Source organism: Pseudomonas sp. NPDC089395 (genome assembly GCF_044749525.1).
Taxonomy (GTDB): Bacteria; Pseudomonadota; Gammaproteobacteria; order Pseudomonadales; family Pseudomonadaceae; genus Aquipseudomonas.
Genome location: NZ_JBIVID010000003.1, coordinates 84,927 through 109,887 on the forward strand (window position 1 = coordinate 84,927; position 24,961 = coordinate 109,887).

21 protein-coding genes are annotated in these 24,961 nt (G+C 63.7%); 10 read left to right on the forward strand and 11 right to left on the reverse strand.

Translation table 11 applies throughout. From position 1 onward, the window contains the following. Window positions 1-15: 15 nt before the first annotated feature. From tssF to ACIPZG_RS08855, 6 genes are all read left to right on the forward strand, one after another. The gene (tssF, locus tag ACIPZG_RS08830; RefSeq protein WP_400712398.1) at window positions 16-1,782 is read left to right on the forward strand and encodes a type VI secretion system baseplate subunit TssF; all 1,767 of its coding nucleotides are present in this window, start codon (window positions 16-18) and stop codon (window positions 1,780-1,782) included. Then, window positions 1,746-2,843: a type VI secretion system baseplate subunit TssG gene (tssG, locus tag ACIPZG_RS08835; protein ID WP_400712401.1), complete on the forward strand. Its 1,098-nt coding sequence runs from the start codon at window positions 1,746-1,748 to the stop codon at window positions 2,841-2,843. The genes tssF and tssG overlap by 37 nt, the downstream gene beginning before the upstream one ends. After that, entirely contained in the window at window positions 2,824-3,360 is a 537-nt protein-coding gene (gene tssJ / locus ACIPZG_RS08840; RefSeq protein ID WP_400712404.1) for a type VI secretion system lipoprotein TssJ, read from the forward strand. Before tssG ends, tssJ begins: the two co-directional genes overlap by 20 nt. Window positions 3,361-3,363: 3 nt before the next feature. Beyond that, the gene (tssE, locus tag ACIPZG_RS08845) at window positions 3,364-3,804 is read left to right on the forward strand and encodes a type VI secretion system baseplate subunit TssE (protein WP_400712407.1); all 441 of its coding nucleotides are present in this window, start codon (window positions 3,364-3,366) and stop codon (window positions 3,802-3,804) included. A gap of 16 nt (window positions 3,805-3,820) precedes the next feature. Next, window positions 3,821-4,957 carry an OmpA family protein gene (locus ACIPZG_RS08850; protein ID WP_400712410.1) on the forward strand — a complete coding sequence of 379 codons (1,137 nt, stop codon included), beginning with the start codon at window positions 3,821-3,823 and terminating at the stop codon, window positions 4,955-4,957. Between the two features lie 129 nt (window positions 4,958-5,086). Continuing rightward, on the forward strand, window positions 5,087-6,013 hold the full coding sequence (locus tag ACIPZG_RS08855) for an AraC family transcriptional regulator (protein ID WP_400713291.1): 927 nt from the start codon (window positions 5,087-5,089) through the stop codon (window positions 6,011-6,013). Between the two features lie 156 nt (window positions 6,014-6,169). Here the strand turns inward: ACIPZG_RS08855 and ACIPZG_RS08860 are convergent, their stop codons facing one another. The 3 genes from ACIPZG_RS08860 to ACIPZG_RS08870 form a co-directional block, all read right to left on the reverse strand. Next, window positions 6,170-8,083, reverse strand: coding sequence for a tyrosine-protein phosphatase (locus ACIPZG_RS08860; protein WP_400712413.1), 1,914 nt, complete (start codon window positions 8,081-8,083; stop codon window positions 6,170-6,172). A gap of 138 nt (window positions 8,084-8,221) precedes the next feature. Next, window positions 8,222-8,995, reverse strand: coding sequence for an AraC family transcriptional regulator (locus tag ACIPZG_RS08865; protein WP_400712416.1), 774 nt, complete (start codon window positions 8,993-8,995; stop codon window positions 8,222-8,224). Between the two features lie 36 nt (window positions 8,996-9,031). Continuing rightward, the gene (locus tag ACIPZG_RS08870; protein ID WP_400712419.1) at window positions 9,032-10,267 is read right to left on the reverse strand and encodes an MFS transporter; all 1,236 of its coding nucleotides are present in this window, start codon (window positions 10,265-10,267) and stop codon (window positions 9,032-9,034) included. Window positions 10,268-10,571: 304 nt separating this feature from the next. Between ACIPZG_RS08870 and ACIPZG_RS08875 the strand changes: the two genes are divergently transcribed. Continuing rightward, a complete protein-coding gene (locus ACIPZG_RS08875) occupies window positions 10,572-10,859 on the forward strand; it encodes a DUF3303 domain-containing protein (protein ID WP_008098825.1) in 288 nt (95 codons plus the stop codon). Window positions 10,860-10,877: 18 nt separating this feature from the next. Here ACIPZG_RS08875 and ACIPZG_RS08880 read toward each other — a convergent pair whose 3' ends face one another. Both ACIPZG_RS08880 and ACIPZG_RS08885 read right to left on the reverse strand, forming a co-directional pair. After that, on the reverse strand, window positions 10,878-11,114 hold the full coding sequence (locus ACIPZG_RS08880) for a hypothetical protein (RefSeq protein ID WP_400712422.1): 237 nt from the start codon (window positions 11,112-11,114) through the stop codon (window positions 10,878-10,880). Next, window positions 11,107-11,874 (reverse strand): VacJ family lipoprotein, encoded by a 768-nt coding sequence (locus ACIPZG_RS08885; protein ID WP_400712425.1) that lies wholly within the window; start codon window positions 11,872-11,874, stop codon window positions 11,107-11,109. Before ACIPZG_RS08885 ends, ACIPZG_RS08880 begins: the two co-directional genes overlap by 8 nt. Before the next feature lie 169 nt (window positions 11,875-12,043). On the opposite strand from ACIPZG_RS08885, the gene ACIPZG_RS08890 reads away from it, so the two are divergent. Together ACIPZG_RS08890 and ACIPZG_RS08895 are read left to right on the forward strand one after the other, a co-directional pair. Continuing rightward, on the forward strand, window positions 12,044-12,754 hold the full coding sequence (locus ACIPZG_RS08890) for a response regulator (RefSeq protein ID WP_400712428.1): 711 nt from the start codon (window positions 12,044-12,046) through the stop codon (window positions 12,752-12,754). Beyond that, window positions 12,751-14,100: an ATP-binding protein gene (locus ACIPZG_RS08895; protein WP_400712431.1), complete on the forward strand. Its 1,350-nt coding sequence runs from the start codon at window positions 12,751-12,753 to the stop codon at window positions 14,098-14,100. Before ACIPZG_RS08890 ends, ACIPZG_RS08895 begins: the two co-directional genes overlap by 4 nt. Window positions 14,101-14,106: 6 nt before the next feature. Here the strand turns inward: ACIPZG_RS08895 and ACIPZG_RS08900 are convergent, their stop codons facing one another. From ACIPZG_RS08900 to dkgB, 3 genes are all read right to left on the reverse strand, one after another. Next, entirely contained in the window at window positions 14,107-14,571 is a 465-nt protein-coding gene (locus ACIPZG_RS08900) for a DUF1348 family protein (protein ID WP_400712434.1), read from the reverse strand. Between the two features lie 155 nt (window positions 14,572-14,726). Further along, on the reverse strand, window positions 14,727-15,908 hold the full coding sequence (locus ACIPZG_RS08905) for an MFS transporter (protein WP_400712437.1): 1,182 nt from the start codon (window positions 15,906-15,908) through the stop codon (window positions 14,727-14,729). A gap of 6 nt (window positions 15,909-15,914) precedes the next feature. Continuing rightward, window positions 15,915-16,718, reverse strand: a complete 804-nt coding sequence (dkgB, locus tag ACIPZG_RS08910; RefSeq protein ID WP_400712440.1) for a 2,5-didehydrogluconate reductase DkgB — start codon at window positions 16,716-16,718, stop codon at window positions 15,915-15,917. Window positions 16,719-16,940: 222 nt separating this feature from the next. Here dkgB and ACIPZG_RS08915 point away from each other — a divergent pair, with 222 nt between their 5' ends. Further along, a complete protein-coding gene (locus ACIPZG_RS08915) occupies window positions 16,941-20,951 on the forward strand; it encodes an NEL-type E3 ubiquitin ligase domain-containing protein (RefSeq protein WP_400712443.1) in 4,011 nt (1,336 codons plus the stop codon). A 49-nt stretch (window positions 20,952-21,000) separates the two neighbouring features. Here ACIPZG_RS08915 and ACIPZG_RS08920 read toward each other — a convergent pair whose 3' ends face one another. The 3 genes from ACIPZG_RS08920 to ACIPZG_RS08930 form a co-directional block, all read right to left on the reverse strand. Then, on the reverse strand, window positions 21,001-22,578 hold the full coding sequence (locus ACIPZG_RS08920; protein ID WP_400712446.1) for a hypothetical protein: 1,578 nt from the start codon (window positions 22,576-22,578) through the stop codon (window positions 21,001-21,003). Between the two features lie 119 nt (window positions 22,579-22,697). Continuing rightward, a complete protein-coding gene (locus tag ACIPZG_RS08925; protein WP_008098847.1) occupies window positions 22,698-23,192 on the reverse strand; it encodes a DUF934 domain-containing protein in 495 nt (164 codons plus the stop codon). Beyond that, complete coding sequence (locus ACIPZG_RS08930) at window positions 23,176-24,828, reverse strand: nitrite/sulfite reductase (RefSeq protein WP_400712449.1); 1,653 nt, start codon at window positions 24,826-24,828, stop codon at window positions 23,176-23,178. Before ACIPZG_RS08930 ends, ACIPZG_RS08925 begins: the two co-directional genes overlap by 17 nt. Window positions 24,829-24,961: the final 133 nt, after the last annotated feature.

Here is a 24,961-nt window from a genome sequence, read left to right on the forward strand (position 1 = left end):
AACAGGAATGGTTTCTTGAATACGGACAACCCCACACTTCGCTACTTCGATGCCGAGATGCGCTACCTGCGTGAAGCCGGCAAAGAGTTCGCGCAAGCCTTCCCGGACCGCGCGGCGCAGTTGAACCTCGACAAGCCCGGTGCCGATGACCCCTATGTAGAGCGCCTTTTCGAAGGGTTTGCATTCTTGATGGGGCGACTTCGCGAGAAGCTGGACGACGACCTGCCAGAATTGACCGAAGGGCTGGTAAGCCTTTTGTGGCCACATTATCTGCGTACCATCCCATCGCTATCGGTCATCGAACTGATGCCCGATGTCGAACAGATGAAAGGCAGTGCGTTGGTCGAGCAGGGTTTTCAGGTCCTTTCGCAACCGATTGGGCCGGCCCGAACCCGCTGTCGCTATTCCACGACCTGCGCCACTACCCTTCAGCCGCTGACGCTAAGCGCTGTTCGCCTCGACCATGAGCTCGATGGGCGTGCACTGCTGCGCTTGCGCTTTTCATGCGGCGTGCTGGCGGACTGGGCCGAAGTCGATCTTGCCGATCTGGCTCTCTATCTTCATGGCGATGCAGCGCTGACCAGTGCTTTGCACCAGGCGCTGACCTTGCACGTGGATCAGGTGTACGTGCGAGTGCCGGACGGGAATCGCCGACCACTGGATGGCCATTTCGCGCCCAAGGGTTTTGCTGAAGAGGACCGACTCTGGCCCAAGGGCGACAGTGCGTTCAGTGGCTATCAACTCCTGCTGGAATATTTCACGTTCCGTGAAAAGTTCATGTTCGTGACGCTGCGAGGCCTGGAGCAGCTTGAGCTGGATGCCGGTACGCCCTGGTTCGAGCTGGACGTGGTGCTCGATGCGTCCTGGCCGCACCCGTTCACCCCGAGCGCCGAGCATATTCGCTTGCATGCGGTGCCCGTCATCAACCTGTTCCCACTGGAAGCCGATCCGTTGACGGTCGATCCATTGCAGAGCGATTACTTGCTGCGCCCCATGCGCTTGCAGGATGGCCACACGGAAATCTACTCGGTCGACCGCGTCACCGGCTCGAAAAACGAGACGCGGCATGACTATGTACCCTTCACCAGCTTTCGCCACAAAGGAGGAATGCTGCGTGACGAGGCACCGGAACGCTACTTCCATACCCGCCTGCGTCGGGGCGCCAATGGCCTGCATGATACGTGGCTGATACTGGGTGGGGAGCGCTTCGACAAGGATGCCTTGCACCCGGGTGAAAGCCTGTCATTGCGCCTGACCGGGACCAATGGGCAGCTTCCCCGCAAAGCCCTGCAGAGCACACTGCTCGATACCGTCGCCCAATCCGCCCAGGCAGGCCTGAGGGTGCGCAACCTGTGTGCACCGACCTTGCCATGCTACCCGCCGAACCGTGACCGCTTTCACTGGCGAGTGCTCAGCCACCTGGGCTCCAACTTCCTGCCGATGCTGGCCAGTGCCGAGGTATTGCGCGGCACGTTGGCGCTCTATGACTGGACGGACAGCGAGATGAACCGACGCCGTCTGGAGGCGATCGTCGATGTCAAACACCACCTCATCCAGCGTTTTGAAAAGGGCTTTTTGCTGCGCGGCGTGGATATCGAAGTGACCCTGGATGCCAATGGTTTTTCAGGGGAGGGCGATATCAGCCTGTTTGGCGAGATGCTCAACCGCTTCTTCGCGTTGTATGCCGATATTCATCTGTGCACGCAACTGACGCTGATCCTTCAACCCACTGGAAAGTACCTGCGATGGAACGAGCATCACAGTCAGCGTATGCCCGGCTGAAGGCCACGGGTTTGCTGCAAGCATTACAAGGGCGTTTGACCGAGGCCGACCTCTTTCGTGTTTGCCAGGTGCTGGAACAGGCCATGCCTGGGCAGCCTGTGCTGGGCAGCACGGCCTACCCAAGGCATGACGTCATCCGTTTTCGTCCGGACCCTGGCATGGGATTTCCTGCCAGCGAACTGCGCGCTATCGAGATCGATGAGGCGAATCCAGATAGGCCAGCCACGCTGCGGACTCGTCTGCTTGGCCTGTACGGCGTCGATTCCCCGCTGCCTACGGCCTACCTGGATGACATCGCCCAGCGCCGCGAAGGGCACGAGGCGGTAGAGGCCTTCCTGGATATCTTCAATCACCGAATCTTCACCCAGTTCTACCGAATCTGGCGCAAGTATTCGTACCCGGCGACGTTCGAGGCAGGTGGCGGCGACGCGACTTCACAATGCCTGCTCGGCTTGATCGGCCTTGGCATACCCGGTACTGCTGGGCAAATAGCTACCCCGATGTCGCGCTTCCTGGCCTTGCTCAGCGTGATGCGCCTGCCCACCCGCAACGCCGAGGGGATTGTCGCGCTGGTAAAGCTGCTCGCGCCTGATACACGGGCAACGATCACCGGTCACTGGCCGAGAAAGGTGCCGCTCGAGCAGCCCGCGCGGCTGGCTGCCAGCAGGCCGGTGAAGCTAGGGCAAGGTACGCCGCTTGGCGCTTTCAGCGTCGATGGCAACAGCCAATTGCACCTGGCCCTGTTCACCGAAGACCCGAGCGAAGCGCTTGGCTGGTTGCCGGGAGGTCAGTTGCACCTTGATCTGCTGGTGTTGTTGCAGGTGTATCTCGGTTGGCGTTGCACCGCCAAGCTCCAGTTGTCACTCCCTGTGCGCATCCTTCCTGCGCCGGTGCTCGGCAAGGCCAGGGCGATGCTTGGCATGACAGCGGTGCTGGGGTTGACCGAGGCAACTCAGGCCGCCGCAAGGCGAAGCCTTGTCACCCTTCATCTGGGCCACTACCAAGGCCTGCATTTGAACCCTTGTAACAGGGAGGTACAGCATGTGGCGTACCGTTTTTAACGTGCTCACGGTCGTAACGACGGCAGCAGGGCTAAGTGGCTGTGGGCTGACGCAAACGGTGGCGGATACCAGCTCCGCCGTCACCAAGGCGATCTTTTACAAGCAGGTGAAAACGCTCCACCTGGATGTCGTTGGCCGTGCGGCGATAAACACTGACGCCGCCGACGGGAGGGGATTGTCAGTCCCGACCCTGGTCAGGGTTTACCAGCTGCGCGACGGCAAGACATTGGAGCGTCTCACCTACGACGACTTGCTGAGCAATGCCGATCGAATGCTGCGCGATGACCTGCTCAGCGAACGTACCCTGGTCATCAAACCTGACGGGGCTGCACTGTTGAGCATGCCGATGGAGAAAGACACCCGTGTCGTCGCGGTGGTGGCCCTGCTCCGGGCACCCGACAGCCAATCCAACGCCTGGCGCCTGAAGCTCAGCCGCGATGATCTGGACCCGGATCAGGCGCGGGTAGTTGAGCTTGGGGACAATCGCCTGGCTTTGCGACCCCGGTCGAAGGAGTAGGTGATGCCTGAAACGACGCCCTCACTGTACGAGCTGTTACTGCAGAATTTTGCTGGCGACCTGGAGCTTCATCGTGTCGATGCAGAGAACCAGCAGACGCTCTCTGTGCTGGACAATCTTCAGCGCATCCTCAACAGCCGCGCCGGGGCCCTGTCCCACTTGCCGGACTACGGGCTGCCTGACATGGGGACCATCTTGCAGGGGTTACCTGCCACCGCGCACGTGATGATGACGACCCTGGTCGGCACCTTGCTCAAGTACGAGCCGCGCTTGGCCGCAGTCGACATAGACATGCTGCCGCAGACACGGGCTGGCCACCTTGAGTACACCCTGGACGTACAACTGAAAAATGGTGAGCGCATGACATTCGGGACGACCCTTGCGCCCGAGGGAAAAGTGCTGGTGCGCCACCTCAAGCAGCAGGGTTACCTGTCGAATTCGTAGGGACCGGAGGAAACTGATGTCGCCGTTGTTTGAAGTGCGTATTCGAATGGGGGGTGATCCGCGCGCCCTGGATCAGTTCAAGGCCATCCAACAGGAGTTGGCCAAATTGAATCATCCGGCTTGCCCGGATGTGGATTGGGTGAAAATCGAAAGGGCATGCCTCGACATCTTCGAACAGCATGGGGCGGAGTTGCAGACTGCTGTGGCCTTTGTCCTGGCGCGCAGTCATCGCGCGGGACTTGCGGGAATGGGTGAAGGCCTGGCGCTACTGGCAAGGCTGATCGAAGAGTGGCCGCGCCTGTGGCCACTTCAGGCGTCCGTGCGCATTGATCTTCTTGGAGGGCTGTTCGCTCAGCTGCAACCTATGTTGCGCACGGTGCACTGGGGGCCGGACAGAGTGTCGGCCCTCAATTACCTGGCGGTTGAGCTGGCCCAATTGGAATCTCGGCTGTTTGAGGTCGCGCCGGTCAGGGTGGCCCCACTTCAGAGCCTGCGTAGCCTGGTCGATCTGTTCATGCAACGGATGTCCGAGCAGCGCCTCCAGGCAGTGCCGGTACAGCATTGGGCGAGCAGCCCTGTATCGGACTTCATGGCGCCTGCTGCGCTGCTGCCGCCTTTACAAAACACGTATAGGCTGGTCATCGAACCTCAAGCCAAGAAGCGCAGTTTCCTGCCGTGGCTATTGGTGATGGGGTTGGTGATTGCATTGTCGGGCGTGGGCGGATGGCAGTATTGGCAGGCTTACCAAGCCAGTCAGGTGATTACGCCAGAGCCAATCCAGCTAGAGAGCCTGAGCCTCTTTGCGCCAGGCAGTGCGCAGTTCAAGCCCGATTCCACCAAGTCTTTGATGAGCGCACTGGTCGAAATCAAAGCGAGACCGGGTTGGTTGATCATGATCTCCGGGCATGCCGATGCCAGTGGCGAGGTCAGCGCGAATCTAGAGTTGTCCCGTGCTCGCGCTAGCGCAGTGAGGGATTGGCTGCAGCAGATGGGTGATATCCCGGACAGTTGCTTTGCAGTCCGTGGGGCCGCGGCGAACCAGCCGCTTACCAGTAATGAGACGACGTCCGGGAGGGCCGCAAACCGTCGGGTGGATATTCGCTTGTTGCCAGCCTCGGGGGCGTGTGGCGAGGTCGATCAAGCGTCGCGATAAAGGGATGGGCGAAGCGTCACGCGCCTGTAATGCCCAGTTGATAGCGTGCGTTTCCCTTTCCAGCCCAAGGTGTACGACACGGTGTCCCCCGGCACGCCCCGCAAGCAGTTCATGCTTCGCTCCACCAACATGCGCAGCGACGATTTCGCTGCGCTGTTCACCCAACTGCACGGCACCCTCTACGCCGACATGCCACGCCTGCCGGAAGGCATCGCCGTCGGCGGTGTCTATGGCCGTTTCGAGGGCATGAGCGTGCGGCGCATGCATTACCAGGGCGACTTCACTCTCGTTCTGCCCACGCCCCAGGATGAAATCACCTTCGTGCTGCCCACCGCGGGCAAGATCATTTTCGATCACCGCGGCGAGTCGATTGGCGGTGCCCAGGTGGGGCTGGCCGTCGACAAGCTCGACATCCGTTCCGTGCGCTTTGCCGAGGGCCACGCCCAGTGCGGCATGTCGCTTCGCCGTGGGCTGTTTGCCGAGCGGCTTTCGACGCTGCTGGAGCGGCCATTGGCCGCGCCTGTTCGTTTCGCCCCGGTGGTGGACCTCAAGGTGGCGACCTTCCAGGGCATTCGCGCCTTGCTCGAACTGGCCACCGGCACCGAGTTCGACCCACTGATCAACAGCGGCGTGCTGATGCCGCTGCGCTTGCAGGAAATGCTGGTCGACGCCCTGCTGGAAGCCTGGCCGCACAACTACAGCGAGGCGTTGCGCAGCCCCACGCCCTCGCTCGCACCGCGCCACGTGAAGCTGGCCATGGCGTATATCCGTGAACATCCCACCCACCTGGCCAGTGGCAGCGAGCTGGCAGGGTTGGCCAAGGTCAGCTTGCGGGCGCTGCAGGAGGGTTTCCGCCGATTTGCCGGGACCTCGATCGTCGGCTATCAGCGCCAGGTGCGCCTGGAGCAGGCGCGCCAGGTGTTGGCGAGCGAGGAGGGTGGTTCGGTGGCGGAAGTGGCCTTGCGGCATGGGTTCAGCAATGCCGGGCGGTTTAGCCACTATTTTCAGCAGGCGTTTGGAGTGAGCCCAGCACAGGTCAGGCGTCGGCTGAGCTAATCGAGACTTTCGCGATCCCTGTGGGAGCCGGCTTGCCGGCGATAAGGCCGGCGCAGACAAAGCCGCGCAGGACCCTATCGCCGGCAAGCTGGCTCCCACAGGGAAATCACTGCTTTCAAGGCATGTGGTGAATGTAGGGGCGCGGCCCGCTAATGGTCAGAAGGCGTAGCTGGCCTTGAGGCTGCCACTGACCCCATGGCTGTCTCCGCCGCCCAGGGCCACCACCTCGGCGCCGACACTCATTGCCCCCAGGTTGGCCATCAGGTTCAGGCCAGCGCTGAACTGGTCACGATTGTCGAAGGCCGCGCGCTGCTCGATATCCAGCCCCAGCAGGTGGCCTTCGCTGTCGACCTGGTGGTCGCCGAGGGCGTGGTCGTAGCCCACTTCGATCCCCGGCACCAGCTGCCAGCTGCCCATGGCCATCGGGGCGAGCGATGCCTTCAGGTGGGTGAACGCACTGCGACGGGTCTCTTTCAAGTCGTCCACCTGCAACGCCAATTCGCTGCCTTTCTCGGTGAACCCTGCCAGGTCTACTCGGCTTACTCGCATGCCCAGGCTCGGCTCCAACACCATACCACTGGCGTTGAGGCGATAGCCCAGCGCCAGGCTGCCTCCGGCCAGGGTGCCATGGCTGTCGCCTTTGGCCGTGCCCAGGCCGCCACCCAGTTCGCGCTTGCTGGAGTAGTCGAGGTAACCGGCGCTGGCATTGGCGTCGATGAACAGGCCTTGCTCCAGGCTGCCTGGCGCAAAGCGGGCGCCGAGGCGCAGGAAGGTCAGGTCGGTGTCCGCTTCGCCACCGGCACCGCCCACGTTGCCTTGGCTGTAGCCGATCCCAGCATGGGCGCTGAGCTGTTCGGAGAATCGCTGGGTCATGCCGACCATCAAGCCTTGGCTGTGCTCGTTGCTGCTGGCGGCGTGGGCCGAGCCATCGGTACCCAGGTAACCGGCCAGGGCGGTGCTCCACAGGCGCGACTGGCCGACCTTGAGGTCGCTGCCATCGGCAAACGGGGCCGCCGCACGGTCGATCATGGCCGCCTGGCGCAGCAGGTAGCTGGCAGCGTCGGCATGTACCTGACCGCCGACGGTCGACTCCACGCCACCGAGGGTGCCGGCGTCGATGGCCGATTGCAGGTAATAGTTGTAGGCGCTGTAGGTGCCGGACAGCGCCGTGTCCTGCAATTGCCCGAGCAAGCGCGCCCCGGCGGCGGCATTGCCCTGCAGGCCGGCCTCGCCGGGCAGGGTGGCGTAGCGCACCATCTTGCCACGTAGCACGTAGAGCGTTTCCTGGCTCAGGCCCAGACCTTGCTTCAGGTAGTTGTCCATGCTGCCGTACTCGGCTGTCACTTCGTCCAGGCCGGCCTGCAGGTAGCTGGCCTCGACGCCGAGCAGCGGCGCGTAGACTTCGGCCATGCTCGCCGGCATGTGCGCCAGGGTCGCTGCCACGCGGGCGGCGGTGTAGTCGTTGGTGGCCAGGTAGTTGCTCATGATCGTGGCGTCATCGACTCCCGCAATGCTCTGCAGCACCGCCGCGGTCCAGCCGGTACGGTCCTTGCCGGCGGTGCAGTGGAACAGCGCGGCGCCGTCGGCACTGGCCAGTTCATTGAACAGCTGTGTGAACTGCCCGCGCATGCCGGCGTCGCTGACAAAAGCGCGGTTGGTCTGCTGCATCATCGCCCGGGCTTCGGCGGCGCTGGAGAATGAGATGTTGGTGATGTTCGAGCCTGAGGTGGTGCTGCCGATGATGTCGATGTTGGTGTAATGGGCGCCGGCTGGGAGGGTGTCGGGCGTTGCGGCGATTTCACTGGGGGTGCGCAGGTCGAACACATCGCTGATACCCAGGCCGTTGAGGATGGCCAGGTCGGCGGCGGTCGGGGTCAGGGCGTTGGCGCGGTAGAACACGCCTGCACGCATCACGCCATCATGGCTTGTGCCGTAGGCAGTGGTGGTGCCGGCCACGTCGCGGAAGTTGTCCATGCCGGCCAGGCGCGGGGTGTCGAGCGTATCGGCGGCGTGGGCGGCGGAGATGGCGAGGGTGAGCAGGGACAGGGAACAGAACAGACGTTGCAACACGGAAGTGGCCTCGAGAGGGGAGCTTGGGATGGCCACTTTCCGGGGGTGAGATGAAACTGAATGTTACAAAGTGCAGGCCGATGCAAAAGCCTGCGCGATGTGTCCTGGGCGTGCGTTTTCTGTCTGCACTGTCCGCCGCTACTTGAAAAACTGACTCGGACTGACCCCGAACTGCCGCTTGAACATACTGGCAAACGCACTGGGGCTGTCATAGCCCAGCGTGCCCGCCACGTCGATGATGCGCTCGCCCAGGGCAATGCGCTCCAGCGCCTGCATCAGCCGCGCCTGCTGGCGCCACTGGCCGAAGGTCATGCCGGTTTCCTTGCGGAACAGGCGTTGGATGGTCTTTTCGCCGATACCCAGGTGCAGGCCCCAGTCGGCCACCGTCGAGGGGTCGTCCGGCTTTTGCTGCAGCGCCGCGCAGATCGCCCGCAAGCGCGGGTCGCTGGGCTGCAGCAGCTTCAGCGGCAGGGTCGGCAGCACGCTGATCTCGTCGAGGATCAGGCGCATGATGCGTGCCTCGCGCGAGTCTTCGGCGAAGGGCCCGCTGAAGTCCACCGAGGCCTTGATCAATTCGCTGAGCAGCGGCGAGATGCTGATGGCCTTGCTCTGGGGTGGCAACTGCGCGGCCGTGTCGGGGCGCACGAACACACTGCGCATCTTCACGTCACCAATGCAGCGGATGGCGTGTACCTGCCCGCAGGGCATCCAGATGCCGCGACTCGGCGGCACGGTCCAGCGTTCGGCCTGCGACTCCACGATCATCAGGCCCTTGATGGCGTAGATCAGCTGGTGCTTGGCATGGGAATGCGGGGCGATGTACCAGTCCGGCGGGTAGTCGGTGGCACGGCTGCCCACTTCCCAGGACCATTCATCCACCTCCACCAGCATGTCTTTCAAGGGCTTGACCATGGCGCTCCCGTACAGCCGCATTGCCGCGCGGCCAGCTTAGCAGCAGGTGGCCGGCCGCGCTTTGCTGCGGGTTGCCGGCAGCAGTGCGGTGGCAAACCCGAGCAATGGCAGGAACGCGATCGCCTGATACACCCACTCGATGCCGTGCCGGTCGGCCAGCACACCGAGCCCGGCAGCGCCGACGCCGCTGATGCCGAACATCAGGCCGAACATCACCCCGGACACCATGCCGACCCGGCCCGGTACGGCTTCCTGGGCATACACCACCAAGGCGGCGAACGCCGAGGACATCACCAGGCCGATGGCCACCGCCAGCACCGCCGTCCAGGCCAGGTTGGCGTGGGGCAGGGCGAGGGCGAAGGGAGCTACGCCCAGGAACGAGACCCAGATCACCGCCTTGCGCCCGATGCGGTCGCCCACCGGTCCGCCGGCGAAGGTGCCCAGGGCCACGGCGGCGAGGAACACGAACAGGTACAGCTGGCTTTGCTGCACGCTCAGGCCGAAATGTTCGATCAGGTAGAAGGTGAAGTAGTTGGTGAACGAGGCGATGTACACGAACTTGGCGAACATCAGTACCGCGATCACCCCGACGGCGCGCCACATGGCGCCCTTGGACAGCCCGGGGGCCTGCTGGCCGGCGAAAGTCTTGAGTCGGGTCTGGCCGTGGCGCACGGTCCAGCCGGTGACCCGCAGCAGCACGCACACCGCCAGCGCGGCGGCCAGCATGAACCAGGCGATGGCCGATTGGCCGTAGGGGATGATGATGGCGGCGGTCAGCAAGGGACCGATGGCCGAGCCGGTATTCCCGCCGACCTGGAAGGTCGATTGCGCGGTGCCGAAGCGCCCGCCAGAGGCCATCCGCGCCACCCGCGAAGCTTCGGGGTGGAAGGTAGCCGAGCCGACACCGACCACCGCCGCCGCCACCAGCAGCAGGGTGTAGCTGTCGGCGAAGGCGAGCAGGGCAATGCCGACCAGGGTCACCAGCATGCCGGCGGGCAGCAGGTAGGGTTGCGGGTGCTTGTCGGTGTACATGCCCACCCAGGGTTGCAGCAGCGAGGCGGTCACCTGGTAGATCAGGGCGATCCAGCCGATCTGGGCGAAGCTCAGCGAGAAGTCGCTCTTGAGCATGGGGTAGATCGAGGGCAGCACGGCCTGGATCAGGTCATTGAGCAGGTGCGCGAAGGCGGCGGCGCCAACGATGCTCACCAGGAACCCCTGGGGTTGATCGCTGGGCACGGAGGCCGAGGCCGTAGTGGCGGCGGAAGTCGTCATGGGCGTGGCTCTTTTTCGAATGAGGGCAAGGCATTGCCGCTGGAGGATAGCCAGCGCTGCTTTTGTCTGTCTCACGTCGAACGGGCACTCACTAGCGCGTTTCGGACATTACCTTGGGCTTCATCGCCGGCTTGCCGGCGATAGGGCCCGTACGGACAACCCATCAATCCGTGTTCCACCGACGGCCAACCGTGCAAATGGCGCCAGCGCTGCTATGCCTAACCTTGGCGCACTCACTCGCCCCTGGCCACGGTGCCCCAGGGCGGGCGTAACGCACAGGTGCCGAGCAACTGGGAGGTGCCACATGTTGTTCATCATCCACTGGACCATCGCCCCGGAAAACCGCAATGCCGCCATGGCCCGCTTCGCCGAGACGGGCGGGGTGGCGCCTGCCAGCCTGAAGGTACTGGGCCGCTGGTATGCCGTGGGGCAGCTACTGGGGTTTGCCGTGGTCGAAAGCGATGAACTCGCCCCGGTATTGCAATGGACGCTGGATTGGAGCGACCTGATGCAGATGCACGTCTGCCCGGCGATGACTGACGAGCAGCTGGGGCCGCTGCTGGTCGCGGCCGTCAACAAGATGGCGTTGTGAACCCTGGCCAGAGGATGGCTAGAGCGACATGCCTTCTCTGGCCATCCACTTCAGCAGCGTGGCAATCGGCACGCGGCGGTGTACTTCATGACGTTGCAGTGCATTGCCGTTGCCATACCGCTCGCGGTAGCGGCTCACGATCAGGTCTCGACCATCGTCGGACACCCGCGCCTCGAGCTCGTGCAGCAGCGCCTGCCTGGCGTCACTCTCCAGGCGGCGGAACAGCAGCACCGGGGACTGGACTACATCATTCATCGCTGTTCATCTCCTGGCAGCTCGACGGGCGTTTGCCCGGCGCGCCAATCTCGGCCTCGGCCACCCGGTCGGCGCGCTGTTGCGCGGTGTAGTTACGCAATGCGCTGTAGTAATCGGGCTGCAGGCGCAACATGTCGGTCACCGGCAGTGCTGTCGCGCGACCGTCCACCAGGCCGCCGGCCGATGCCACGCTGGTCATCGTACTGACCGTGTCGCTGTTGTCGCCGAATGGATTGAGCGCCAGGCCCAGCACCGTGCCGGTGGCATCCCGCAGGTTGTGCGAGCCCAGCACCGGCAGTTCGACGATCGGGCCATCGGCCATGTCCCATACGGCGAAGGTCTGGCCGAAGTCCGAGGTGTGGCGAGCCAGGCCCATCTTGCTCGACACATCGAACAGGCCGGCCACACCCAGGGTGGTGTTGAACATGAAGCGTGACAGGCTGGTCATCGCCCGCTCGCCATTGCCTTGCAGTACGTCGTTGACGAAGACTTTCGGCTCGCCGAAGTTGGTCGTGAAGTTGTGCACGCCTTGGCGGGTGAAGTCGGGCAAGTGCTTGTAGCCGCGAGCGATGGGGGCCAGCGCGTAGTTATCGACACTTCGGTTGAAGGCGAACACGGCGCGGTTGGCCGGTTCGGCCGGGTCGCTGACCTGATAGGCCATGTGCCCGCAGGCACTGGCAGGCGGGCGATTGCTGCAGCCACCGGCGGCGAGCAAGGTCAGGGCGAGAACCGTTTTGTAGGCTGAAGAAGACTTGGGCATGGGGCAGATTCCAGTCAAGAACTGGTGCCAATGCTGCCGATGATTGATTGCCTGGGAATGTCCGAATTATCTCGCTGCAGACACTTTATTGCAGCGTAGAAATATATGACGGATGCCGGATGATGGCATTACAGTACGTCTTATTTAACTTTGTTCGCGGTGCCCCGGCGTGAGTTATTTACTAATTGTCGACGATGATGTCGAAGTGCTCGACCTGCTCCAGAAGTTCCTCCGTCAGCAGGGTTATGAAGTCGATGTTGCCTGTGATGGCAAGGGCCTCTGGCAGGCGCTTGAACGGCGCGTGCCGGACCTGGTCATTCTCGATGTGATGCTCCCGGGCGACAGTGGCCTGGTGCTGTGCCAACGCCTGCGCACCGAATACAAGGTCGGCGTGATCATGCTCACCGCCATGGGTGAGTTGAGTGATCGGGTGGTCGGGCTGGAGCTGGGCGCGGACGACTACCTGACCAAACCGTTCGCCGCCCGAGAGCTGCTGGCCAGGGTGCGCGCGGTGCTGCGCCGGGCGAGCGAAAGTACCAGCAACGCGCCGACCAATCCCCGGACATTCCTCGAGTTTTCGGGCTGGCAGCTGGATGTGATGCGGCGTGAACTGCGCTCGCCGGAGAACGTCCTGATTCCCTTGTCCAACGGTGAGTTCGAACTGCTGCTGGTGTTCGCCGAGCACCCCCGGCGCGTGCTCAGTCGCCAGCAGTTGCTGGACCTGGCGCGGGGCGAGGCACACGACGCCTGCGACCGTAGCATCGACGTGCAAGTGAGCCGGCTGCGCCGCAAGCTTGAAACCGATGGCGACAGCGAGCCGCTGATCCGCACCTTGCGCAATGTCGGGTATCTGTTCACCGCCCATGTGAACAAGCGATGAGCTGGCTTGCCTGGGCACGCAAGGCCATGCCCCGGCCACGTATCACCATTGCCCGCTGGATCGCGCTGACCACCCTGGCGGCCATGCTGAGCCTGCTGCTGCTCAAGTGGCTGTTCAGCCTGGTGCTGGGCGTCTGGGCACAACCGCCGTTGCTGGAAAGCGGTGTCATCGAAAAGATCGCCACCGTCACCCGCATGATCGACGCCGCCGCCATGGCGCAGCGCGCGACCATCGCCAGCGCCGCCGGCGATGGGTCGTACAGCGTGCAATGGCTGCGGCGGCGTGACGAGTCCGGCTTGCCGGTGCAGGTGGAGCGCGACGTCCATAAAGGCGCGATGATACTGAGCGACCTGTTGCAGCGCCCGAATGTGCAGATCGAGGTGTTCGGGCCCGAGAACCTGCCGGCATCCCAGCGCGGTTATGCCCTGCTGGTCCAGCTCTCGGACCAGTCGTGGGTGCAGTTTCATGTCAACGATCGCAGCTGGGGTTTGGATGAGCTGCCGCGCAACTTGATCATCCTGGCGCTGATGATGGTCTCCAGCCTTGCCGTGGCCTGGTTCGCCGCGCGTTATCTGGCCGATCCGCTGGAGCGCTTTACCGAAGGCGCACGGCGCTTTGGCAAGGATTTCAACGCACCACCGATTCCAGTGGTCGGCCCCCACGACCTGCGTCAGGCCATCCTCGCGTTCAATGCCACCCAGGCCCAGCTCAAGCATTTCATCGATGACCGCACGCAGATGCTGGCGGCGATCTCCCATGACTTGCGCGCGCCGCTGACGCGCATGCGCTTGCGCGGCGAGTTCATCGAGGATACCGAACTGCAGGCGAAAATGTTCAAGGACGTGGACGAGATGCAGGCGATGGTCGACGCCGCATTGCAGTTCTTCCGCGATGATGCGCGGCTGGAGCAGGTCACCGCCTTCGACCTGGGCGGGCTGCTGCTGACGGCGGTCGACGATTTCAAGGATGCGGGCGTGGATGTCACCTACAGCGGGCCGCAGCGCTGCGTCTACGTTGGCCGGCCAATTGGTATCAAACGGGTGGTGGTCAACCTGCTCGACAACGCCGCGAAGTACGCCTGCGAGCCTGCGGTCCAGCTGACGGTCGATGCCGAGCAGATCGTCATCCGCGTGCTCGACCGTGGTCCGGGCATTGCGACGCACCTGCAGGAGCGTGTGTTCGAGCCGTACTTTCGCATCGAAGGTTCGCGCAACAAGGACACCGGCGGCGTTGGCCTCGGCTTGCCCGCAGCCCGCGCCATCGTGCTCGAGCAGGGCGGTAGCATGACCCTGAGCAATCGCCCGGTTGGCGGGCTCGAAGTCAAGGTCACGCTACCGGTCGGCTGACCGCCGTCAGAGCCCGAGGTCGCTGAGGCCGGGGTGATCGTCCGGACGTCGGCCCAGGGGCCAGTGGAATTTGCGGTCCGATTCAGCGATCGGGTGTTCGTTGATGCTCGAATGACGATGCTGCATCAGGCCATCGTCGGCAAATTCCCAGTTCTCGTTGCCATAGGCGCGGAACCACTGGCCGCTGTCGTCGTGGTACTCATACGCATAGCGCACGGCGATGCGGTTACCGGTGAAGGCCCAGAGCTCCTTGATCAGGCGATAGTCCAGTTCGTGGTTCCACTTGCGTACCAGAAAGGCCTCCACTTGCGCACGACCACGGGGAAACTCCACACGGTTGCGCCAGACGGTATCGGGCGTGTAAGCAAGCGCCACCTTGGCGGCGTCGCGGCTGTTCCAGCCGTCCTCGGCCAAGCGGACTTTTTCGATGGCGCTTTCGCGGGTGAAAGGGGGCAAGGGGGGGCGGGACATCGGTGAGCTCCTCGGATTGATTTCGCAGGTAGGAGCGTAGTACCGGGGGGCGCGAGCGAGAATGGGCGCTCGCGACATTTCATAATTTCGGTAGACGCAACGCTAGCCGGAACCGAAGGTCCTGAGGCTGCGGCGCAGCCTCAGGCGGTTGTCGGTCAGGCCATGCCGGTCAGGGCCTGGTCAGCCACTTTGCCGCGCCCGCCCAGCCACACCAGCAACAAGCCGGCAGCCGCCAGCATGCCGCCCGCCATCGGAACCGCCGCATAGCCCAGGTCCAGGCTGATCACTGCGCCGCCCAGGGCCGCGCCCACGGCATTGCCCAGGTTGAATGCACCGACGTTGATCGACGATGCCAGGCCAGGCGCCTCGGCGGCTGCGGTCATTACCCGCATCTGCAGCGGCGGAACCACCGCGAAGGTGAACACGCCCCACACCAGCAAGGCGACGGCGGCACCGAGGTGGTTACCGAGCACCAGTGGCATCAGCAGCATGATCAGCGCCAGGGCGCCGAGGAAAATGCGCGCCGCGCCGTCCAGCGACCAGTCGGCCAGGCGACCTCCCAGGCTGTTGCCCAGAGTGAAGCCGACCCCGATCAGTACCAGGCCAAGGGTGACGAAGCTGTCCGAAGCGCCGGTCAGTTCGGCCAGCACCGGCGCCACGTAGGTGTACAGGGTGAACATGGCGCCGGCGCCGAGCACGGTGGTGGCCATCGCCAGCAGGACGTTGGGGCGGGCGATCACGGCCAGTTCCTTGCGCACGTGGGGCACGCTGCCGCGCTCACCCTTGGGCAAGGCATACCACAGGGCGGCCATGGCCAGCAGGCCAAGCACGGCAGTACCTGCGAACGCCATGCGCCAGCCGACTTGCTGGCCAATCCAGGTGGCGGCCGGCACGCCGCCAATATTGGCGATGGTCAGGCCCATGAACATGGTGGCGACCGCGCTGGCCTGCTTGTCCTTGGGCACGACGCTGGCCGCGACCACCGCGCCGAGGCCGAAGAAGGCCCCGTGGTTGAGGCTGGTGACCAGGCGCGAGGCGAGCAGGGTGTAGTAGTCCGGCGAGAGTGCCGACAATAGGTTGCCAAGGGTGAAGATGGCCATCAGCGCCATCAGCGCGGCACGTTTGCCGAAGCGGCTGAACAGCAGCGTCATGATTGGCGCGCCGACCATGACCCCGATGGCGTACGCGGTAATCAGCATCCCCGCGCTGGGAATGCTGACATCCACGCCTTCGGCAATGACCGGCAGCAGGCCCATCGGTGTGAACTCGGTTGTGCCGATGCCGAAGGCGCCGATGGCCAGGGCCAACAAGACCCGTTTAGGCGAGAGTGTGCTCATCGCTGATCAGTCCCACTCCGGTGCCAGCCCATCCGGGCTGACTTCACGGCCACCGCGTTCGAGCGTGGCGATTCGGGCCATGTCATCCGCGTCCAGGTGCAGGTCGCGGGCAAGCAGGTTGCTTGCCAGGTTCTCGCGTTTGGTGGACGAAGGAATGACCGCGTAACCCAGCTGCATGGCCCAGGCCAGGGCCACCTGGGCAACGGTGGACTTGTGCTTGGCGGCAATCTCGGCCAGCACCGGGTCTTTCAGCACCTTGCCGTAGGCCAGGGTCATGTAGGAGGTGACGGTGATGCCCTGCTGCTTGAGGAAGCCAGCCAGCTTGCTGTTCTGCAGGTAGGGGCTGAGTTCGATCTGGTTGGTGGCGATCTCACCTGCGCCCACCACGTCGATGGCCTGTTGGGTCAGCGCGATATTGAAGTTGGAGACACCGATCTGCCGCGTCAGCCCAAGCTTTTTCGCTTCGGCCAGTGCGCCCATGTATTCGGGCAATTCAACGCCGTTGCCAGGCGCCGGCCAGTGGATCAGCAGCAGGTCGACGTGATCGGTGCGCAGCTTGGTCAGGCTCTCGCGCAAGCTGGGGATCAGTTTGTCGGCGGCGTAGTTCTCGACCCAGATCTTGGTGGTGATGAACAGCTCGCTGCGCGGTACGCCGCTGTCGGCGATGGCTTGGCCGACTTCGGCTTCGTTCTTGTAGATCTGCGCGGTGTCGATGACCCGGTAGCCCAGTTCCAGGGCGGACTTGACCGAATCGATGACGGCTTGGCCAGTGAGGCGGAAGGTGCCGAGACCGAAGGATGGGATGCTCATGGGGGCTGCTCCTGAATTCAGCGGGCCGTGGCCCGGTCGATGTTTCGAGTGACAGCCAGTGTGCGGGTTCGAGGCGTGATGATTAAGGGGCCCGCGAACCAAGGTCATTTGCGTTGCAATCACGAATGGCCATACGGGTTGTGCGAAACGTACATAAATATAGCCTTCCAACAGGTTCTTTCAGGCTAGCTGCCGTTCCTTCTCCAGAACGGACCTCGCCCCATGACTGACTCTCCAATCGCCCCGGACTCCATCGATGCATTGATTGCCCGACAACTGCCAAGCTGGCTGACCGGCACAACGCCTGAGCTACTGGTGCAGTTGCGCACCTGTGTGGCTCGACAGCAGCAGGCCCAGGTCCAGTTGAAGCGGGCGCTTGCCGCCGTCACACCCATGGATCGCTTCGCCGAACCCTTGCTCTCGCAAGCCCTGGCCGACGCAGGGCTTGTCGAGGTGGATCTGCGCACGGCTCAACTGAACGTGGTGCATTTCCGGCCGAACCCACCGATTGCCGCCAGCTTGCCGCCCAGCTTCACACGCACCGAACAGCGCCAGACACTGCTCGCCGCCGCGCTGCATAACTTCCACCAGTGCGAAACGGCAGCCGCAGGCTTCGCCCGTGGCTCGTGCCTGCTCGATGCGCACGGCCAGCCGCTGGCCATGACCCCGATGCGCTTCGCTGAAATCTGTCGCAGCCTGGACCTTGGGCTGCAGTATCAGAACCATCTGAAATCGCACCTGTTGGATGAGGCCGCAGGGCCGGCTGTCGCGACGGCCATGGAACAAGCCCTGCGCATCAACCTTGAAGTGGCTGCTGTTGTCGCCAGGGCCCGGAACGACATCGATCAGGCGACGTTCCAGCCCATCCTGCACCTGCTTACCGCGCAACAGCCGGGCGCTGCGACACTGCACTGTCACAGCCTCCGCTTGCTTGGCAAGCGGGTGATCGGTGCTCTGGCCATGGAACTGCGCCAGGCGGACAAGCTGCTCGGCGTGATCGCCTGGTTGCCGGACGACCCCTATGCCCCTCTGAGCTGGCACGCCAGCTGGCAGACGCTGTACCTCACTCTGGGCTTGCGCCTGCGCAGTGGTGGTTACCGCATTTACATCCAGCGCCTGATCGCCGAGCGCGACCGGGTCGGTTTCAACACCGTACTCAAGGCGCGCCTGGCCAAGGGCGGCAACGATGTGCCGCTTGAGGTCGATGGCCGGCACTTCGCAATCGAGGGTGACGTGTTTGCCAGCCTGCGTCGGGAGCAGCTCGACAAGATGCTGGATGACGCTCGGGTGCTGGCAGTGCCAACCGGAGACGAAGACAGCGAGGACCGCCGCGCCCGTTTGCATGCCTACCTGGAGTTGGGGCTGGACTTGTTGGGGCTGGCGGCGTTCTTCGTGCCGGGACTTGGAGAAGTGATGCTCGGCGTCATCGCGGTACAGATCGCCGCCGATGTTTATGAGGGCTATGAAGATTGGCAGCTGGGAGACCGGGAGGCTGCCCTGGGGCATCTGTTCAATGTCGCCGAAACGGTCGCGCTGGTTGGCATCACTGCCGGCGCGGCCCATGGCTTGGGCAAGCTTGTCCAGCGGGTGAGCAAGGTCGACGGCCTGCTGCCGGTGGCCCTTGCCGATGGTCGGCTGCGCCTGTGTGACCCTGGTCTGCCAGGTTTTGCCGTGGAGGAGGGTGAGCAGGCAATGGATGTGGGCCAGACCATTCGCCAGGGTGGCCGGCAGCACAGGCGCCTGCACGAAGGGGTGTATGTGGTGGCACAGGATTCGGCAGGCGGCGACTGGCAAATCCGCCACCCTGCCCAGCCCGATGCCTATTCACCACGGCTGGAACACAACGATGCCGGGGACTGGCGGCATGAGTTCGAACGCCCGCGCTACTGGGATGACCCTGTGTATCTGGTGCGACGCCTGGCCAGCCGGACGGCTGTGATCAGTGAACAAGAGGCGCAGAGCGCGCTGCGCAGCACGGGCTTCGATACCGACCGCCTGCGTCGGTTGCACCTGGAAAACGCGCCACCGCCCGCGCGTCTGCTGGATGTCATCGAACGTCAGCAGTTGCACGCGCGTTATCCGCAGGTGCAAGGCGACGCGTTCGAAGAACTCTTCAACAACCGCCAGGTCCATCCGCAGCCTGCCGACCAAGTGTTGATGCGCGACTTTACCGGCCTTACACCGCGCTGTGCGCGGGAAATCGTCGAGCAGGCCAGCAGTGTCGAGCTGGACAGCCTGCTGACTGCGCAACGTGTGCCCTTGGGCCTGGCCGAGCGGGCGCGCTGGGCCATCCGCGACAGCCGGCTGGACCGCGCGTGTGCCGCCCTGTACCAGCAAGAGACGATCGCCGAAGGCGTTGTAGTGGACCGCGAGGCGCTGGCCAGGCAAATCGGCTTGGCGCCTGTCGGGCAGGGTATTCGCCCTCCGCAGCGTTTGCTGGACGGGCGCCTGGGCTATCCGCTCAGTGGCCGCGGCCAGGGTGGCCGGCAGGCATTGCTGCAGGGCTTGGGCCAGCTCTTCCCGCTGCTCGACGATGACCAGCTGGAGCGTTACCTGCAGGGCTTGGCACAGCGCCAGGTCGACCCTTGGCAGCACTTCAGCCAGCTGCGCCAGGGCAGGGAGGCCCTGCAGCAAGCATTGCACGCCTGGCGCAATGAGTCGGGTCAGGGGCTGATCCGTCGCCTGCGCCGTGCCTGGGTCGCCAGGCGTATCCTCGGCAGTTGGCGGCGCATGTACCCCGGCATGGTGGAGGGTGATTTCCACCTGACCATCGAAGGCGACCGAGTGGGCGCGCTGCCGCTGTTGCCTGCTGGCGTCGACTTCAGCCACATCACCCACCTGACCCTACGCAACATGCAGCTCGATGCACTGGATACCTCCCTGCTTGGCCGTTTTTCCGGTGTTCGCAACCTCGACCTCAGGGACAATCGATTGACCCGGCTTCCCGCGGGCATCGAACACTTGGCCGCGCTGAGAAACCTGCGTCTGGGCAACAACCGCATCGTGCTCACGGCCGAAGACAATCTGCGCCTGGGGCAGTTGACTGGCCTGCGGCGCCTGGACCTGAACGGCAATCCCATCGGCATGCTGCCACCACTGGGTTCGTTCGTGCAGCTGCGACGCTTGTCATTGCGTCGAACCGGTGTGCAGGAGCTGCCAGCGGAACTCTCCGTGCATGGCCACCTGCAAGAGCTGGACATGCGCGACAACCAGATCAGCGTACTGCCTGACGAGCTGTTTGGCTATTCACCACGTTTGTTGCGGCGCCTGCACCTGCATGACAATCCACTCACCGAGGACAGTGCATTGCGCCTGCAGCGTGCTCGCCAAAGTGCCAATGCGGGGGCCTCGTCACGCTTGATCCATGGCCAGCCGGGCCGCAGCCCTGACGATATGTGGCTGCGCGGCTTCACGCCTGCGCAGCGTGAACAACGGCTGGCGCAATGGCAGCGCTTGCAGCAGGCGCCGGGCTCGGAGGACCTGGTGCGTTTCTTTGGTGACCTGCTCGACACACGCGAGTACGAGAGCCAGCCCCGCGACGTGCAGACCCGGGTGTGGCACATCATCGATGCCTGCGAGCAACATGCCGAGGTGCGCAGTCGCTTGTTCGAGCTGGTCAGCGGCCCGCGTACCTGCAGTGACGAATTTCTGATGACGCTCAGCGAGTTGGAGGTCGGCGCTTTGGTCGCCAGGGCCAATGCGCAAGCCCTGAGTGTTGCCAGTGAACAAGCGCTGGCGGCCCTGGGACGCTCGCTGTATCGCCTCGATCGGGTCAATGCTATCGCTGCCCGGCACGTGGCCGAGCTGGCGTCGAACGATCCCGTCGAGGTTTATCTGACCTATCGCGTCAGACTGGCAGACAGTCTGGATTTGCCTGCGCAACCCGGGAATTTGGCATTTCAGACCTTTAGCGGGGTAACCGCAGCGGACCTTGGAGCCGCCCGGGCCGAGGTGTTGCGGGAGGAAACCCCGCAGGCATTGGCCGAAGCACTGGCTGACCGGGAGTTCTGGGTGGAACATCTGCATACGCAGCAGGCGGCGCGCTTCGAACGCATGGACGCACCGTTTCACCAGCGTTTGCAGGCGTTACTAGAGCAGGGGGCGACAATGCCCGATCAGGCTTACCTGCAACAGGTGGAGCAGGTAGTGACCGAGCGTGAAACGGCGGAGCGTGACCTGATCATCGAGCTGAGCCGCGAGGCGGTGCTACGCCAAGGCTGGGCGCTCGGCTAAGCCGGGTGTCAACAACTCACCGGCCCGCCAAAGGGCGGGCCGATGGCCGTCACGGCGCTATTTGCCCCGGCACGGACTGCAACAGCCACAGGTGGCGCAGCCCCTCCAGCTGGTTCTCCAGTGTCGAAGCCGCGCCCGTGCGCCGTGCGGCTCGGTCCTGATCGAGTAGCGCTTCAAGCAGGTTCAGCAAGTCGCGCGATTGATCCGCCGAAGTACGGTTGGTGACATCCGACTGCACAACCCCTTCCTGATAGGTCCGCACACGCTCCTGCTGGCTGGCCTCCTGAGAGGCGCTGGCTTCCACCAGCGCGTTGTTGGTGAACGCCAGGCGGGTGGTGCTGTGCGAAACGTCCTCGACCTCGTGATAGCGGTAGTTCTGCGATTTGCTGTCACGGGTAAGCATCAGGTCCACCAGCGGGTTGAGGCCCTTGTGCCAGGCCGCCTTCAGGCTGGCTTGCTGATCCTGCTGCACGGTCAGGTTTGCGGCATTGCCTTTGCGGCTGGTTGACTGCGAGACCTTGTAGTCGAAGTGATCCGCCTCCTCAGGCCGCAGCGGGTTGATCTTCTGCACAGTTTGCGTGATCGAGGCATCGAAGTCGGCCAGGCCGCTCAACAGCGTGCGGCTGACCTTGTTCTGCGCCGTGTCATGCCCGGATGGGCGAGGGCTGACGTCATCCACACGGTTGAGCTGGCTAAAGGCATCCTTGAACAGGGCCATCAACTGCTCATCACCTTGGCCGCGCTGCTGGGCGGCATCGAACTGGGTCAGGTAATTGGCCACCGCGGCCTGGCGCTGTGCCTGGCTGCCGATCAGGGTACCGCCCTGGGTATCGAGGTTCATCTTCACCTCGCCGCTCGGGCCTTGCAGCTTCAGGTTGCGGGTGTGTTCGTCCAGGTGCAGGTCAAAGGTCTGCGGGGTTGCGCTGGCGGTGTCCAGCTTGGCGTTCATCTGCACGCCAGTGAACAGGCTTGGGTCGAGCTCGACCAGCGCGCCCAGTTGCAGCTGAGGGGGCTCCCGGGTCAGGCCGTTGATGGCGGACTGGAAGCTGTCTGCCAAGGCTGCCAGGCCTTTGAGTTCTTCGCGGGTCAATGTGCCGCCTTGTACGTCGGCGTCGACCGCGAGGCCCGCGTCGCTGCTGTACAGACCCAGGGAGATAGTGGCGCCCGATGCGCTGGTGAGCTGGAAGGTCACACTGTTTGTGGCATGCTCGCGCAGCCTGGCTTGTTGCATGCCCAGCAGCAAGGGCTCGGTTGCCGTGCCGTCGTTGACTGCCAGGCCCGACTGGGAAATCCGTTGCCCGCCGTCGGCCGCCAACTGTTCGAGCAGGGCGGCGCCAAGGCCCTGGAAGCGTCCTGCAGGGGAAGTCGACTGGACTGCGCTGTGCATGTACATGCTGAGCTTGTCGAGGCCGTTCTGCTCCCATACGTACTGGCCCTGCACCGCTTGGAGCGTGCCTTTGGCGGTGTAGGTCCGGGGTTCGAGGCTGGTGGGCTGCTGGCCAAGGCTGACCACGGTGCTGGGGCGCACGGTCAATGCTTGGGGCGAGCGGGTGCTGGCGACCTGGGGGGCGCGGGAGGCGATTTGAGCGACGGGTGTCAGGCGTACCGCGGAGGTAATGAGGGTCATCGCCAGCATCCTTACTGATCATCAAGGCTAAACCTTGATATCGGCAGGCCGGCAACAAACCTGAACGCTGCAACAGAAAGCACATGGCCCACCGAAGGGTGGGCCATGTGGCACAACGATCAGCGGCGGCGGAACAGCGGCAGCGGTTCGTCAGTGGCGGCCTGATAGGTCACCGAGAAGTCCTTCAGGCTCTGCAGTGCATCTTCCGGGTCCTTGTCGGCACGGATGGCGAACGCATCGAAACCGCAACGGGCCATGAAGAACAGCTGGTCACGCAGCACGTCGCCAATGGCGCGCAGCTCACCCTTGAACTGGTAGCGGTCACGCAGCAGGCGCGCATTGGAGTAGTTGCGCCCGTCGGTGAAGGCCGGGAAGTTCAGGGCGATGACCTGGAAGTGCTGCACGTCGTCACCGATTTCTTCGGCTTCTTCGTCGCTGTCCAGCCACACACCCAGGCCGCCGTCGCGGGCCTTGAGCACGTGGGCATGGTCACGCCACAGGTGCAGCGGGACGATGTAGTCGTCGCAGTTGGTCAGCTCGTCGAGGGTGGTTTCCTTGGGCAGCAGGTGCCAGGTTTCGTCGACGATCTGATTGTTCTTAATGATTCGCTGCATAGACGCGTTCCTTGAAGGGGTCGATGCCGATACGCTGGTAGGTGTCGATGAAGCGCTCTTCCTCGGTACGCTGTTCCACGTACACGGCGATCAGCTTTTCGATCACGTCGGCCATGGCGTCCTGGGCGAAGGACGGGCCGAGGATCTTGCCCAGGCTCGCGTCGCGCGCGGCGTTGCCGCCCAGGGACACCTGGTAGAACTCTTCGCCCTTCTTGTCCACCCCGAGGATGCCGATATGGCCGACGTGGTGGTGGCCACAGGCGTTCATGCAGCCGGAGATGTTCAGGTCGATTTCGCCGATGTCGAACAGGTAGTCCAGGTCGTCGAAACGGCGCTGGATCGATTCGGCGATCGGGATCGACTTGGCGTTGGCCAGCGAGCAGTAGTCACCGCCCGGGCAGCAGATGATGTCGGTCAGCAGGCCGATGTTCGGCGTGGCGAAGCCCGACTCGCGCAGCTCCAGCCACAGGGCGTGCAGCTGGCGCTGCTCGACGTCGGCAAGGATGATGTTCTGCTCGTGCGAGGTACGCAGGAAGCCGAAGCTGTAGCGCTCGGCCAGGTCGGCCACGGCGTCCAGCTGCTTGTCGGTCAGGTCGCCCGGGGCAACGCCGGTCGGCTTGAGCGACAGGGTCACGGCGACATAGCCAGGGCGCTTGTGGGCACGGGTGTTGCGCGAGCGCCAGCGGGCGAAACCTGGGTTTTCGGCGTCCTGGGCGCTGTAGTCGACGTTGTCGAGGGCCTGGTACTCAGGGTCGACGAAATGGCGCGAGACGCGCTGCACTTCTTCTTCGGTCAGCGTAGAGCTGCCGCCGCGCAGGTGGGCCATTTCGGCCTCGACCTTCTCGGCGAACACTTCCGGCGTCAGTGCCTTGACCAGGATCTTGATCCGCGCCTTGTACTTGTTGTCACGGCGACCGTAACGGTTGTACACGCGCAGGATGGCATCCAGGTAGCTGATCAGGTCCTGCCACGGCAGGAACTCGTTGATGAACGAACCGACCACCGGGGTACGGCCCAGGCCACCGCCGACCAACACGCGGAAGCCCAGCTCGCCAGCGGCGTTGCGCACCGGCTCCAGGCCGATGTCGTGCACCTCGATCGCGGCGCGGTCTTCTTTGGAACCGTTGATGGCGATCTTGAACTTGCGCGGCAGGTAGGCGAATTCCGGGTGGAAGGTGGTCCACTGGCGGACGATCTCGCACCACGGGCGCGGGTCGACGATCTCGTCTGCGGCCACACCGGCGAACTGGTCGGTGGTGGTGTTGCGCAGGCAGTTGCCGCTGGTCTGGATCGCGTGCATTTGCACGGTGGCCAGCTCGGCAAGAATGTCCGGGATGTCTTCCAGGGCCGGCCAGTTGTACTGCACGTTCTGGCGGGTGGAAATGTGGGCGTAACCCTTGTCGTAGTCGCGAGCGATCTTGGCCAGTGTGCGGACCTGGTGAGCGTTCAGCTGGCCATAGGGCACAGCGACGCGCAGCATCGGCGCGAAACGTTGGATATAGAGGCCGTTCTGCAGGCGCAGAGGGCGGAATTCTTCTTCGCTCAGCTCACCGGCCAGGTAGCGGCGGGTCTGATCACGGAACTGCTTGACGCGGTCCTCGATGATCCGCTGATCGTACTCGTCGTATACGTACATAAAAGTCCTGTCTCAGGCTGCATGCAGCAATTCGCGCGCACGGCCGCGCACTCCAGTTCGGAGCCGGGGAACGATATCAGGTTGGGGTTATGCGCTAAAGTGATGTTTTTGCATATGAAAAGAACCAAACGAA

What these genes read in the sequence shown, in the direction of transcription:
- tssE (WP_400712407.1), top strand. Translation starts at nt 3,364, where the DNA reads ATGCCTGAAACGACGCCCTCACTGTACGAGCTGTTACTGCAGAATTTT.
- tssG (WP_400712401.1), top strand. Translation starts at nt 1,746, where the DNA reads ATGGAACGAGCATCACAGTCAGCGTATGCCCGGCTGAAGGCCACGGGT.
- ACIPZG_RS08880 (WP_400712422.1), bottom strand. Translation starts at nt 11,114, where the DNA reads ATGAATGATGTAGTCCAGTCCCCGGTGCTGCTGTTCCGCCGCCTGGAG.
- dkgB (WP_400712440.1), bottom strand. Translation starts at nt 16,718, where the DNA reads ATGAGCATCCCATCCTTCGGTCTCGGCACCTTCCGCCTCACTGGCCAA.
- ACIPZG_RS08915 (WP_400712443.1), top strand. Translation starts at nt 16,941, where the DNA reads ATGACTGACTCTCCAATCGCCCCGGACTCCATCGATGCATTGATTGCC.
- ACIPZG_RS08895 (WP_400712431.1), top strand. Translation starts at nt 12,751, where the DNA reads ATGAGCTGGCTTGCCTGGGCACGCAAGGCCATGCCCCGGCCACGTATC.
- ACIPZG_RS08855 (WP_400713291.1), top strand. Translation starts at nt 5,087, where the DNA reads ATGCGCAGCGACGATTTCGCTGCGCTGTTCACCCAACTGCACGGCACC.
- ACIPZG_RS08850 (WP_400712410.1), top strand. Translation starts at nt 3,821, where the DNA reads ATGTCGCCGTTGTTTGAAGTGCGTATTCGAATGGGGGGTGATCCGCGC.
- ACIPZG_RS08930 (WP_400712449.1), bottom strand. Translation starts at nt 24,828, where the DNA reads ATGTACGTATACGACGAGTACGATCAGCGGATCATCGAGGACCGCGTC.
- ACIPZG_RS08905 (WP_400712437.1), bottom strand. Translation starts at nt 15,908, where the DNA reads ATGAGCACACTCTCGCCTAAACGGGTCTTGTTGGCCCTGGCCATCGGC.
- ACIPZG_RS08900 (WP_400712434.1), bottom strand. Translation starts at nt 14,571, where the DNA reads ATGTCCCGCCCCCCCTTGCCCCCTTTCACCCGCGAAAGCGCCATCGAA.
- ACIPZG_RS08875 (WP_008098825.1), top strand. Translation starts at nt 10,572, where the DNA reads ATGTTGTTCATCATCCACTGGACCATCGCCCCGGAAAACCGCAATGCC.
- ACIPZG_RS08925 (WP_008098847.1), bottom strand. Translation starts at nt 23,192, where the DNA reads ATGCAGCGAATCATTAAGAACAATCAGATCGTCGACGAAACCTGGCAC.
- tssJ (WP_400712404.1), top strand. Translation starts at nt 2,824, where the DNA reads ATGTGGCGTACCGTTTTTAACGTGCTCACGGTCGTAACGACGGCAGCA.
- ACIPZG_RS08920 (WP_400712446.1), bottom strand. Translation starts at nt 22,578, where the DNA reads ATGACCCTCATTACCTCCGCGGTACGCCTGACACCCGTCGCTCAAATC.
- ACIPZG_RS08865 (WP_400712416.1), bottom strand. Translation starts at nt 8,995, where the DNA reads ATGGTCAAGCCCTTGAAAGACATGCTGGTGGAGGTGGATGAATGGTCC.
- ACIPZG_RS08885 (WP_400712425.1), bottom strand. Translation starts at nt 11,874, where the DNA reads ATGCCCAAGTCTTCTTCAGCCTACAAAACGGTTCTCGCCCTGACCTTG.
- ACIPZG_RS08870 (WP_400712419.1), bottom strand. Translation starts at nt 10,267, where the DNA reads ATGACGACTTCCGCCGCCACTACGGCCTCGGCCTCCGTGCCCAGCGAT.